This window comes from Peribacillus sp. SIMBA_075, assembly GCF_046534585.1.
Genome location: NZ_JAWRYN010000017.1, coordinates 77,055 through 89,739, shown reverse-complemented (window position 1 = coordinate 89,739; position 12,685 = coordinate 77,055). Strand labels below are relative to the sequence as shown.

Sequence of the window (12,685 nt, the reverse complement as noted above, 5' to 3'; positions counted from 1 at the left end):
TCCCCTCTCAGATAGACTGTTAAGAACATTTTATCATGCTCTCTTTTTACTCTGTCTACCTGTAGGGGATAATACCATCCGCTTTAATGGACAACCCTCTTATTATGCACCGATGTGGGATGGTTGATAATCCAGTTGGCTGATTGCACGCCATAATTGAACATGACGTACTTTTCTAGGAAGGAAGCGTCCCATTTCTTCTTCGTTATAACCGGCATGTAAATTCTTATGGTCAAAAATAATTGGTCGGCGAAGTAAATCCGGGTTATCTTGAATAAGCTTACAAAGATCATTTAATGGTGTATTATTTATATCGATATTTAAGCTTCTGAATTTTTTAGAACGGGTTGAGATGATTTCATCTGTACCGCCTTCTGTTTTACGTAAAACCTCTTTAATTTCTTCAATAGAAAGTGGTTGTGAATATAAATTACGTTCATTGTAGGAAATTTCGTTTTTCTTAAGCCAAGCTTTTGCTTTACGACAGGCTAAGCTGCTTGGAGTAGTATAAATTGTTACCATATAAAATCGACTCCTTCAAAGTGTTAATGTTTATGGAATGAAATTATTTTTGTGTATTTGTTATACTCATACTTTAACGTTTCTTTGTGTCAGCAATATGTCAAGAAAAATAAACTTGAAAGTTATTTTAATTCCTGTACATGAACAACAGTATGTGTTCGAACCATTCTATCGGGGTGAAAACAAAAAGTAGAAGGTACGCGGTTTAGGTCTGGGACTGCCGTTCAGTAAGATGCTAGCAAAAGCGCAAAAGTGAGATCTTGTGCTTAAGGAAAGCAATGAAAGAGGCGCCACCTTCACGATCGTTATAGAGAAAGCGGATCAGATATAAAAAAGGGTTGTCCATTATCGGACAACCCTTTTTATGGCACTTGTACATGCTAACTGATTAAGCCAATTGGCTGATTGCATGCCATAACTGTACATGACGGACCTGCCTTGGAAGGAAACGTCCCATTTCTTCTTCGTTATATCCAGCATGCAAGTTCTTATAGTCGAAAATGATCGGACGGCGAAGTAAATCCGGGTTATCTTGAATAAGCTTGCAAAGATCATTAAGTGGTGTACTATTTATATCGATATTCAGGCTTTTGAATTTTTTGGAACGGGTTGAGATGATTTCATCTGTACCGCCTTCCGTTTTACGTAAAATCTCTTTTATTTCTTCAATGGAAAGAGGTTGGGAATATAGGTTGCGTTCATTGTAGGAAATTTCGTTTTTCTTAAGCCAAGCTTTTGCTTTACGACAGGCTAAACTGCTTGGAGTAGTATAAATTGTTACCATTTAAAATCGACTCCTTCAAAATTAAAAGTTTATTGGATGAAATTATTTTTATATTTGTGATACTCTTACTTTAACGTTCCTATGTGTCAGCAAGATGTCAAGAAAAATAAACTTAATAGTTATTTCAAAAGGAAAGGGAGAAAATGAAATGCAATCTGCCTTTAATGAAAAAAAAAACGATTCGGTAATATGGCCGATCAAGGACCTGCATAGGCTGATATTTTACATGGATGTGCGGATAATACCATGACAGGGGATTTTTGGTCACCTGTCAGGCTATCGATACAGGTGGCGGGACTAGCGGGTATCCTTGTTTTCATTTTAGGGATTATCCTGGCGCGAATGATGGCTAAAAAGCAATTCAGGGGAAGAGTCCTGTTGGAAACAGCATTTTTATTGCCGCTCGTTTTGCCACCGTCTGTCGTAGGTTTTTTATTGATTGTGATTTTTGGGAAGAATGGAATACCAGGCCAATTCATCGAAAGGGTTTTTGATCAGCCCCTAATGTTCACTTGGTGGGCGGCGGTTATTGCATCCACCGTTGTAGCTTTTCCGCTTATGTACCAATCCGCTAAAACAGGCTTTGAAGGTATTGATGAAGAAATCGAAAATGCAGCAAGAGTTGACGGGGCGGGCGAGTGGAGATTGTTCCTTTTTGTATCCCTTCCATTGGCAGTCAGATCCATCGTCACAGGTGCCATATTGAGTTCTGCACGTGCATTGGGGGAATTCGGGGCGACACTAATGTTTGCCGGAAACATCCCCGGACAGACACAAACCATACCAACCGCGATATATGTCGCCATGGACTCCGGGAATATGACATTGGCCTGGCTATGGGTTGCTGTGATCATCGTCATCTCATTCATGATGCTTTTTGTCGTGACGTACATAAAATGAATGCTGTTTCTCAAATATGCTTATGAAAAGATTAGGTGCGGCTTCTATGTCTTCTTTATGGGTAAAGCCGTTTTTTTCATATAGCTTCCGTGCAGGCAGGTTCATTTTACCGGTCGAAACGGATATCTTTTCCCAGCCGCCTTGTAATTGAAGGTCATTCAAAAGGGCATCCGCAATACCCTGACGAAAATAAGCGGGATGGACGATCATTCTGCAAATCCGCATTAGTCTATTTTCTATTGTATAGGATATCGCTCCAGCTAAGGCATCACCTTCTAAAAAGCATATGAACGATTCATTACAATGAATGAATTGCTCATATGTTTCCAATAAAGGAGGGATATCGGCAAAGCCGATCAAATCCGCTTCCACCGTATAGGATTTTTTTTGAAGTTTAAAAAGTTGCTGGCCAAAATCGGAATCCAAGTCCCGAATTTTCATGATCAAATCATATCACTTCCTTTCATTACATTATAAAGGAAGAGGGAGATTATTGTTTCTTATCAGTCTGTGTTATAATCGACAAACAATATGAACTAATGAAATGAGGAAGAAATTTGTTAACATTTGAAGAAAAATTGAGCATCATTGAAACTTTTCCGGAATTACAGCGAAAAGACGTTTCATTGGGGCGTGTGAATTTCCATTACCCAGAAAGTGTCCAGGAGAAAAAGATAGTCGTTCAGCATTTGCATCCCAATGGAAATGGATTCGTTTACGCTGGGCATATGAGAAAAAAAGATACTGACCGTAAAGGATTTATCAATATACGTGACTATAATGAAGCGGAATTAAAAGAATTGATTCAAAAAAGCATGGATTATCTTTCTGAACCTCCTGTTGAAATCGAAGAAGAGGAAAACGAGTTCGCTAGGTTGGAAGGAACATGGATTGGCCGTGAAAAGCAAGAGCTTTCACTTGAAAGGGAAGATCAGCTTTGGAACGTGTATTCAGGCTCGAATCTTGAGGAGTGTTTCGAGAGTCCAGTAGAGGCGGAGCGCTACTTATTGGACGAAGGTTTCCGTCAAAGCAAGAAGCGGAAAATGTAGAATTTTAGGATAATTTGTCGGTGGAATTACTGCGATAATCTTGTTTTTTTTGGATTTTCCATGATATAATATGAGTAATTATTTTTGTTCGGAATAAGTTTGATAGAAGGATTTACTGTTATAGGATTCCTCTTGAAACATTATCCAGAACCAAAAATAGTAATAAAATGGATTTTTCCAAACACAGGAGGAACTATCATGGTACAAGGTAAAGTAAAATGGTTTAACGCAGAAAAAGGTTTCGGTTTCATCGAAGTTGAAGGCCAAGACGATGTATTCGTACATTTCTCAGCTATCCAAGGCGAAGGCTTCAAAACTCTTGAAGAAGGCCAAGAAGTTTCTTTCGAAATCGAGCAAGGCGCTCGTGGACCACAAGCAGCTAACGTTCAAAAATAATTGAACACATATAAAAAAAGACTCCGATACTGGAGTCTTTTTATTTTCCCCTGTAAGGGAAACCACGTTTATTATTCTTTTTTTTCGGCCATTTCCCTTAATGCTTTGTCCAATTTTTCCTCGATCCGTTTAGAACGATTAAAATGCCCTGCCAGGTAAAAAACGATGAATATAACGAATACGACAAGCACTAGCATAAACAGGATAGGCAGGAACTGGGTTAAATTTTCAGTCATTGGATATTATCCCCTTTTTATTCCATTATACTTCATGCTTACCGCTGCTATGATATAGGGAGACAAATTTTTAAAAAAATACTAAAAGGTGATATGCGAAAACGCATATCACCTTTTAGTCAGTTCTGGAATAGCGAGGCGAACTTTTGAAGTCTGGGCAAGTCTGATTCTTGATACATCTGTTCTATCTTCAATGTCACCAATAACTGGCTTTTGGCGAATAACATGTCCCGGAAATGATCGACCGCTCCACAAAAATGATTATAGTTGGTTTCACCAGTGCCGAAGACTCCCGTTTTCAGATGAGCAATAGGCAACTGTTCCAGTTCTTTGTAAAGGGCTGCTGATTTGGCAGGAAGCTCCCCATTTCCCCATGTATAGGTACCGACGATCAATGCATCGTAATCGGGCAATGTACCTAAATCGAATTCATGCAGTTGATATAGTCCAGCTCCAGGTAATAGGGAAGCGATGGCTTCAGCAAGAGCTTTTGTATTTCCTCCGGCAGAATGATAGACAATGGCAACTTTATAGCTCATCGAATCCATTGCTGGCATTTACTTGACTGTAGGTCCTTGACTTCTGTTCGAAGAAATCGGTTTTGGTAAGGCCGATGGATTCATCATCGAACGTTTTGATCCAAGGCATCGGGTTTTCACTATACTCTTTATACAAGTTTTCAAGGCCTAGCATGCGAAGCCGTTTGTTGGCGATATATTCGATGTATTCATTGAACTCTTCCAAATCGAGGTCGGCTTTGGTTTGGATATCTTCAAGCATATACTCAGACCATTCCTTTTCGAGTTCGACGGCTTTTTCAATCGTTTTATAGATGAATTTCGTGTTTTCTTCATTATTTAACTCTGGATATTCATACATCAAGATTTGAACGAGCATTCCAATGAAATCGAAATGGACCATTTCATCGCGATGGATATAGGATATCATCGTCGCCGAGCCGGTCATAAGGTTCTGGCGTCCTAAATTATAATAGAAGGCGAAAGCCAGATAGAAATAAATCCCTTCGAGGTTCGTTGAATGGATCAGTGCCTCGAATAAATGCTGAGGGCTTGGATCGTCCACAAACTTTTGATAGGCATCCACGATCGGTTGATTACGCTTAATCACTTCCGGATGTTCTTTAATGCGGTCGAAAAGCTGTTTTTGCTTGCCTACCGGTATCAGGGAAGCAAGGATATAGGAATAGGATTCATTATGGATGGATTCCTGCTGGGCCATGTTTGCCAGGATAGCTTTTGCCGCAGGATCCTTTATATACCGAAGGATTTCTACTAAAGTAGGCGTTTGTAGACTGTCCATTCCAGCAATCATCGTAAGGATATCAAGAAAAGCGTCCTGGATATCTTCGTCCAATTCTCCCCACTGCTTTTTATCCTGAATCATGTTCACGCTTGAAGGCTTCCAAAAGTTATTGATGAGCTGTGTATAGGTATCATAGAATTTCTCATACTGAATATCGTTCCAAAGGAGAAAGCCTGAAGCTTCTCCTTTGAAAACACCGGTCGCTTTAGTTGGATGCGTTGGTTCCAGCATCCGGATCTTTTTTATATGATTGGTCATTCGTGAAAACTCCTTTAAGAATAGATTACTAAGGGTTTGATCGTCGTTAACTAGAACAGCTTTCGCAGGCATTGTCATATTCGGAAGAAGTCGAACGAACATAATACGTTGATTTCAACCCGGATTCCCACGCCGTTAAATGGATATCCAATAGGACCTTCGCTTTGATTGTGTTGTGTACATACAGATTAAAGCTGATTGCTTGGTCAATATGGCGTTGGCGGGCTGCATTTTGCCTGATGCTCTCCAGTTGGTCCAAATTAAAGCGGGTCTTTTTATAATATTCATACGTATTTGGCGTCAATCCTGGTGCGGTCACCTTGAATTTGAAGTTTTTCTTTTCCTCGTAAAATTCAATTTCATACAAAGGATCGATTCCATCCGTTGAATTACCGATTTTAGCAGTCGATGAATTGGGGGCAATAGCCATTAAATATCCATTACGGGTACCGTGCTCCTGCACATCTGCTTTTAAATCCATCCATTTTTGATCTGTATAGTCACGAAGTTCGAAATATTCCCCTGTATGCCAATCGGATCCTTCGAAATATGGGTATGATCCCTTTTCCTTGGCCAACTCGTTGGATGCTTTGATTGTTAAGTAAGCGATCTTTTCGTATAAAGCATCGGCATAGTGAACAGCCTCATCCGATTCCCAATAAATATTCTGAGTGGCAAGTAAATGATGCCATCCAAACGTTCCTAGACCAATTGCCCGGTAACGTTTGTTCGAGATGGATGCTTGCTTGACCGGAAGATTATTGACATCAATGACGTTATCCAGCATCCGGATCTGAATGGGAATTAACCTCTCCAAAACATCGCTGCTCACCGCACGGGGCAAGTTAATGGATGATAGGTTGCAGACAACGAAATCGCCGCTTTTACGGACCACAACGACATCTCCATCTTCTGTTTCATATTCATCCGTGATCGTCGAAGGGCTTAAGTTTTGAGCAATCTCCGTACAAAGGTTAGAACAATAAATCATGCCTTTATGTTTATTCGGATTCTTCCGGTTCACTTCATCGCGGTAGAACATATATGGTACGCCTTCTTCTAATTGAGAAATCATGATGCTTTTCATGATGTCCATCGCATTGATTTTTTCAAAGCTATAGTTTGGAAGTGTACCGTTTTCTGCGGCCTCGACAGCAAGTGCATAATGATTCCTGAAGCTTCCTTCGCCTTTCTTCTCGTCATAAAGATCTTCAAGTGAGAATCCAAGGGTTTGTTTGATGGTATGCGGATCGAAAAGATACCATTCTTTTCTGTCGCGTACAGCCTCCATGAACAAATCAGGAATACATACACCTGTAAAAATATCATGGGCTTTTAATCTGTCATCCCCGTTTTGGGTCTTCAAATCAAGAAAGCTCATAATATCTTTATGCCAGGCATCCAAGTAAATCGCGATGGCACCTTTACGTTGCCCCAATTGATCGACACTGACAGCTGTCTGGTTGAATAGCCGGATCCAGGGAGTCGTGCCGGAACTGTTTCCAGAGAAACCTCGGATATCAGAACCAAGCGAACGAATCTTACCAACGTAAAGACCTACACCGCCGCCGAATTTTGATACTTTTGCAGCATCGTAGTTAGATAGATAGATGCCGTCAATGGAATCCTCAATTGCGTCGATAAAACAAGAGCTTAACTGTCCATGCGTTTTACCTGCATTGGATAGAGTAGGCGTCGCAACAGTCATATAAAGGTTGGACATAGCCCAGTAAGCTTCTTTTATTAGTTGAAGACGATGCTCCGTTTTTTCCATTCGCATGATTTCCATCGCGATGATCATGAAGCGCTCTTGAGGCAGTTCGTAGACCTTGTCTTTTTTTGGGCGGGCTAGGTAGCGATCGTTTAATAAGTAAATGCCTATGTAAGAAAATAATTTATCCTTTTCCGGGTCGATCACCGAACCCAATTCCTCAATTTCCGCTTTCGTATAAGAAGCTAGCAGTTCTGATTTATAAATGGGATAACGCTGGCCTTCTGAAAGTTGCGAGAGTTCCGTGATCAGTTCATAGAATGGGCCATAACTCATGCCTTCATAACCTCGATTTGCCTGTGCATCCCTATACATCGTATTCAATAGTTCTGCTGCAGCAACGAACGTCCAATCGGGAGCATCTATATCCACACTTTCAAGAGCGAGCTGAATCAGTTTTTTTGATGCCTGTTCATCGGTTGAGTCACTTTTGCGATCAAGCCATTTTATAAAACGCTTTTTGAACTTTTCCATATCGAGACGGCCTTCGAATTCCTTTGATAACATCTCAAGCTGGATTGAATTCGTTTCGGTGTCATTTTCGCTTATGGTAGAGTTATATGTTTGAGTCATTAATAATCCTCCTTGTAAACTTCCGCTAAAATAAAAAAACCGCCCAAATGGATTGAGCGAATCAAACGATAGAATAAAGGAACCATGAAAAAATAGCCATTATACTATCGTTTCATCATCTCAATCCCCGAAGAATAAGAAACATGAAAAAATCAAGGCAGGTCTCCTGACTCATGATCATCCTACTTTGAGTCCTTCCCGTATAGAGAGAGCTATACAGTGGTTTCTCATTTCGTCACATTTACAGTTGCGGGGACAGTTCCGGGTTTACACCGGATTCCCTTTTCAGCCATCACTGGCACCTTGGATTATAAAATATTCTATATATAGTTATTAGTATTGTTTGTGTAATCAATATCTAGTATTTCTGCTTATATTATCGTAAGCCATATACGATGATAATTCAACTAATATATTTGAGAAAAACCAACCCTTATCTATTGACAAAGTGAAGGTAGAGGGATTGAGAATGAAAGATTTTATTGGGGAATGGGTAATTCGAGCACTGAATTTACGGGATTTTGTGTTAAAATAAAGTGTATAGTAAAGGTGGGTCTCCCTTATTGCGATGAGGGGATTCGCGGAAAAATATTTATGAAAAAGGGGTTAAAATCTTGGAAAAAGTATTAGTTTTTGGACATAAAAACCCGGATACAGACACAATCTGTTCAGCAATCGCTTATGCAGATCTTAAAAAGCAACTAGGTATCAACGCTGAACCAGTTCGTCTGGGTGAAGTGAATGGTGAAACTCAATATGCGTTGGACCAATTCAAATTCGAAGCTCCCCGCCTTGTGGAAAAAGTGGCAGGGGAAGCGGATGGCGTGATTCTGGTCGACCACAACGAACGCCAGCAAAGTGCAGAAGATATTGACCAAGTCCGTGTGTTGGAAGTTATCGACCATCACCGTATCGCTAACTTTGAAACAAGCGATCCTTTATATTACCGTGCGGAGCCAGTTGGCTGTACGGCAACGATTTTAAATAAAATCTATAAAGAAAACGGCATTGAAGTCCCTAAAGCGATCGCCGGACTTATGCTATCTGCCATAATTTCCGATTCTTTATTGTTCAAATCCCCGACATGCACAGAGCAAGACGTTGCAGCAGCTATGGAACTGGCTGATATTGCGGGAGTAAACGCTGAAACATATGGCTTGGAAATGTTGAAGGCGGGAGCTGACTTGAGCGACAAGACGATTGCCCAGTTAATCACTCTTGATGCAAAAGAATTCTCCATGGGAATGGCTAAAGTTGAGATAGCTCAGGTCAATGCTGTAGATCCGAACGAAGTTCTTGCTAAGCAAGCTGAAATAGAAGCAGCCATTGAATCGGTCATCGCTGTGAAGGAATTGGATTTATTCCTATTCGTCGTAACGGATATCTTGACCAATGATTCTGTGGCCTTGGCTCTTGGAAAAGCGGCTGATGCAGTGGAAAAGGCATATGACGTTTCATTAAACAATAACATTGCCGTCTTAGAGGGCGTTGTATCGCGTAAAAAACAAATCGTTCCGGTTTTAACGGACGTATTCAGTAAATAATATTGGAAAAGGGGTGCCCATTCAATACTTTGGGCCCCCTTTTCTGTACATCAAAAAAAGACTCAACCATCCATTTAAAGGTGTTTGAGTCTTTTTTTTTAATTTAAGGTTTCCTTTTCTTTTTCATAGGCGATGACAATCAGTTCTTTATTGGCTTCCTCGCCAAGTTTGCTTTCAAAGCTTTTCAGTTCATTCAATAAATCTGGTGACAGATTCGCTGCTGTATAATCCTGATCGGATGTCATGCTTTTCGCTCCTTTCAAAAGGAAATATTTCATGTTATCTATTTTGTCGGTTTGAAAAGTTTCTATTCAGCAGAATTATACTTTTTCAAGATATTTTACTTTCTGAGGTGGCGAGTTTTTCAAGCAATAACGAACTCTCCTCGTCCAGGCCTTGCACCTGGACAGGTGTACCCTGAAACTGATATTTAAGGACAACCGTATCAACAGCACCGACTGCAGAAGCATCCCATATTTTAGAATGGGAAAAATCGATGATGACCGTTTCGGCTTTTTCCTTGAAATCGAACTTAGAAACAAAGTCCTGAACCGAAGCGAAAAATATTTGTCCGCTGATACGATAAATGATTTTCTTAGCATGGATGTCTTCCGTTTTCTCAACAGCCACTTTAGAAATTTTAGCCGAGAAGAAAATCATGCTCAAGAGCACTCCAGCAAATACCCCTTTAGATAAGTCATGTGTATAAAGAACAATGAGGACCGTCACGATCATCACTGCTGCATCCGTCTTTGGAGCTTTAGTGAGCCGCTTTAGGGAAGACCAGTCAAAGGTCCCGATTGAAACCATGATCATGACTGCGACAAGGGCAGCCATCGGTATTTTAACAAGGACATCATTCAATACCACGATTAATACCATAAGAAATGCGCCAGCTACAAAAGTGGAAAGCCGGCCCCTTCCTCCCGATTTAATGTTGATACCGGATTGGCCGATCATCGCACATCCTGCCATTCCGCCAAAACATCCGGCAATGATATTCGAAATTCCTTGGCCTTTGGCTTCCTTATTTTTATTACTGTCCGTGTCAGTCATCTCATCGACTATTTGAGCGGTCAATAATGATTCAAGCAACCCGACAAACGCAAGGGCTATGGAATAAGGGAAAATGATCGCCAAAGTTTCGAAGGTCAAAGGGATGTCTGGAAGCATGAACATCGGAAGGGCTTCAGTCAATTGCCCCATATCCCCAACCGTACGCACCGTAGCTCCCGTGGTAACTGCAACGATTGTCATGAATATGATGGCGACAAGTGGTGAAGGTATGACTTTCGTGATCAGCGGAAAAAGATAAATGATAGCTAATGAAATGGCTGTCATGAGATACATGATCCATGATTCGCCCACGAAATGGGTAAGCTGTGCCGTGAAAATCAAGATGGCTAGAGAATTCACAAAACCAGTCATGACCGGCTTCGGGATGAACTTCATTAATTTCCCGATTTTTAAAACCCCTAGTAAAATTTGCAGCAAACCAGTCAATATAGTTGCAGCAAGTAAATAGTTCAAGCCGTGATCTTTAACAAGATCGACCATTACGAGTGCCATTGCTCCAGTGGCAGCCGATATCATTCCCGGCCTTCCGCCGAAAAATGAGATGGCGATGGCAATGCAGAATGAGGCATATAGACCTACCATTGGGTCAACACCAGCAATGATCGAAAAGGCAATCGCCTCTGGAATCAATGCCAAGGCAACGACAATTCCGGAAAGAACATCCCCCCGTACGTTCCCGAACCATTCCTGTTTGTATGCTGATGTATTCAAAGAAACACTCCTTCTTTCTTTTATATATGTGTGTTACTTTCATTGTTAACGCACTAAATTATAGCATGTGACCTTCTTTCTATCTATATGGATATTTCCAGGACTATTCATGCCTAAAGAAGGAAGCATTGGTGCAAAAAGTGCTTGAGCTATCATGTGGGGGGACCAGGGCTGAAGATGCCTCGATTTATCTATACGAAGGATCGGTAAACTATGTTTGTTTACAAAGCCCTTCGATAGGATCCCCAAAACTTTAGTAAACGATTACGGTAATGGGGGGAGAATGAATTACATGCCTATTTTCCTTTCACTGAAAAATCGGGTGGGTTTCAGTTGCCGGTTCTGTTGGTAGTGTGTCTCAAGACTGCGGAAATGATTTACATTGGGGCGAGTCACTGCCTAACCATCTGAACCTGATTGTAAGGCAGGCAGAAAAAGCCTTGGAATGGGATCATATGAAAGAACAACTGTATCTTAATAAAGAAATCATCATGACTAAAAGCGATGATATAATGGTATCCGTGGAAGGGAAAGTGAACTCGCACCCCGTATAGGAGGAGATATAGCATTATCTTAATGGACAGCTATTTTCAATAAGCTTTCCTTGGCGCTACATATTGGGATGGGCACCACCATTAAGCTGGAGGATTATTATTAGGTCTATAAACAGGGCATGCATGCTTATAAATTCAGCAGAACTGGATTTCCAAAAAAATAGCTTGGCCATTTTTGACGAATTGGGCTCTTACAAGCTCTTGGATAATTTGAAAGACCCTGCACATGCCGAAGGGGGGAGCAAATCTGATGGGTACATTAAGTGTCTACCTATTCAATAACGGTAATTCAAAAATACTATCGATTTCACTTTTCAAACACCGCAGTGCATTGCGTTACCGAATGGAACGGATCCATGACATTCCGGACATGGTTTTAGAAGATGCAGAAAACACGATTGAATCTGATGATTGCTGATAAACTGCACCGTTTATACCAATCGAGCCAATTATAGTCCGACCGTACACCTTTTAAGACAATGATAAAAGTCCTTGAAGGATCTTTTTTTATGTCGTTTTGTGCCTTAACTTGATTAGGCATAAAGTAAGGAAGCTTTACTTACCGGAACGATATTTTCCCTTTCACCTACTTCGTAGAGGGCAGTGTTAAGTGGCTATTCCTTATCAAGGATACTGGATTTACACTTTGGACATGTCACTTCTTTATAATGCTTGAACCTGATCTTTCGAAGGTCGCTTCTTGTCAACGTTGCGAATACATTATATCTTGTGCCGCATGCACATGTATTTTTATCTTTAACTATGTGTCTCTCATCCGTAGCAGCTGAATAAATGGTTGGAAAAAACATATATAACCCTCTTTTTTAAAATTTTTAGGCAAATTAAAAAGGGGCACGAAATAAATGATTAAGCGATTTAATCAAGATAAATCATGGCGGCCCGGCTGCCATGACAACTAAGTTGTTGGTTTAGGCCCGTGGCTTTGCGTCTTTTACTTTCATAAAATTTGCCTAAAATAATCTTAAC

General features: G+C 40.6%; 14 protein-coding genes and 2 riboswitches. Of the genes, 5 read left to right on the top strand and 9 right to left on the bottom strand.

Annotation, left to right across the window (positions count from 1 at the left end):
* Positions 1–102: 102 nt before the first annotated feature.
* Together spx (SB775_RS14490) and spx (SB775_RS14485) are read right to left on the bottom strand one after the other, a co-directional pair.
* A complete protein-coding gene (gene spx, locus SB775_RS14490) occupies positions 103–522 on the bottom strand; it encodes a transcriptional regulator Spx (protein WP_089365147.1) in 420 nt (139 codons plus the stop codon).
* Positions 523–910: 388 nt separating this feature from the next.
* Complete coding sequence (gene spx / locus SB775_RS14485) at positions 911–1,306, bottom strand: transcriptional regulator Spx (protein ID WP_284471583.1); 396 nt, start codon at positions 1,304–1,306, stop codon at positions 911–913.
* A 246-nt stretch (positions 1,307–1,552) separates the two neighbouring features.
* Between spx (SB775_RS14485) and modB the strand changes: the two genes are divergently transcribed.
* Positions 1,553–2,206, top strand: a complete 654-nt coding sequence (modB, locus tag SB775_RS14480; protein ID WP_089363741.1) for a molybdate ABC transporter permease subunit — start codon at positions 1,553–1,555, stop codon at positions 2,204–2,206.
* Here the strand turns inward: modB and SB775_RS14475 are convergent.
* A complete protein-coding gene (locus tag SB775_RS14475; RefSeq protein WP_250211813.1) occupies positions 2,168–2,647 on the bottom strand; it encodes a GNAT family N-acetyltransferase in 480 nt (159 codons plus the stop codon). The two genes, modB and SB775_RS14475, sit on opposite strands and share 39 nt — an antisense overlap.
* 116 nt (positions 2,648–2,763) lie before the next feature.
* Here SB775_RS14475 and SB775_RS14470 point away from each other — a divergent pair, with 116 nt between their 5' ends.
* Positions 2,764–3,255, top strand: a complete 492-nt coding sequence (locus SB775_RS14470) for a hypothetical protein (protein WP_089363742.1) — start codon at positions 2,764–2,766, stop codon at positions 3,253–3,255.
* 198 nt (positions 3,256–3,453) lie between these two features.
* Entirely contained in the window at positions 3,454–3,651 is a 198-nt protein-coding gene (locus SB775_RS14465; protein WP_028393295.1) for a cold-shock protein, read from the top strand.
* Between the two features lie 71 nt (positions 3,652–3,722).
* Here the strand turns inward: SB775_RS14465 and SB775_RS14460 are convergent, their stop codons facing one another.
* The 4 genes from SB775_RS14460 to SB775_RS14445 form a co-directional block, all read right to left on the bottom strand.
* Positions 3,723–3,887, bottom strand: a complete 165-nt coding sequence (locus SB775_RS14460) for a hypothetical protein (protein ID WP_410861991.1) — start codon at positions 3,885–3,887, stop codon at positions 3,723–3,725.
* Positions 3,888–4,006: 119 nt separating this feature from the next.
* A complete protein-coding gene (locus SB775_RS14455) occupies positions 4,007–4,426 on the bottom strand; it encodes a flavodoxin domain-containing protein (protein ID WP_061465985.1) in 420 nt (139 codons plus the stop codon).
* On the bottom strand, positions 4,416–5,468 hold the full coding sequence (locus SB775_RS14450) for a ribonucleotide-diphosphate reductase subunit beta (protein WP_061461932.1): 1,053 nt from the start codon (positions 5,466–5,468) through the stop codon (positions 4,416–4,418). The genes SB775_RS14455 and SB775_RS14450 overlap by 11 nt, the downstream gene beginning before the upstream one ends.
* A gap of 46 nt (positions 5,469–5,514) precedes the next feature.
* Positions 5,515–7,812, bottom strand: coding sequence for a ribonucleoside-diphosphate reductase subunit alpha (locus SB775_RS14445; RefSeq protein ID WP_089363743.1), 2,298 nt, complete (start codon positions 7,810–7,812; stop codon positions 5,515–5,517).
* Between the two features lie 139 nt (positions 7,813–7,951).
* Positions 7,952–8,133, bottom strand: a riboswitch (cobalamin riboswitch).
* A 293-nt stretch (positions 8,134–8,426) separates the two neighbouring features.
* Here SB775_RS14445 and SB775_RS14440 point away from each other — a divergent pair.
* Positions 8,427–9,356 carry a manganese-dependent inorganic pyrophosphatase gene (locus SB775_RS14440; RefSeq protein WP_061461933.1) on the top strand — a complete coding sequence of 310 codons (930 nt, stop codon included), beginning with the start codon at positions 8,427–8,429 and terminating at the stop codon, positions 9,354–9,356.
* Between the two features lie 98 nt (positions 9,357–9,454).
* Here SB775_RS14440 and SB775_RS14435 read toward each other — a convergent pair whose 3' ends face one another.
* Both SB775_RS14435 and SB775_RS14430 read right to left on the bottom strand, forming a co-directional pair.
* A complete protein-coding gene (locus SB775_RS14435; protein ID WP_155727240.1) occupies positions 9,455–9,601 on the bottom strand; it encodes a hypothetical protein in 147 nt (48 codons plus the stop codon).
* 85 nt (positions 9,602–9,686) lie between these two features.
* A complete protein-coding gene (locus SB775_RS14430) occupies positions 9,687–11,144 on the bottom strand; it encodes a SulP family inorganic anion transporter (RefSeq protein WP_089363744.1) in 1,458 nt (485 codons plus the stop codon).
* Between the two features lie 804 nt (positions 11,145–11,948).
* Here SB775_RS14430 and SB775_RS14425 point away from each other — a divergent pair.
* Positions 11,949–12,116, top strand: a complete 168-nt coding sequence (locus SB775_RS14425; protein WP_410861990.1) for a helix-turn-helix domain-containing protein — start codon at positions 11,949–11,951, stop codon at positions 12,114–12,116.
* A 473-nt stretch (positions 12,117–12,589) separates the two neighbouring features.
* Positions 12,590–12,680: riboswitch (cyclic di-GMP riboswitch) on the bottom strand.
* Positions 12,681–12,685: the final 5 nt, after the last annotated feature.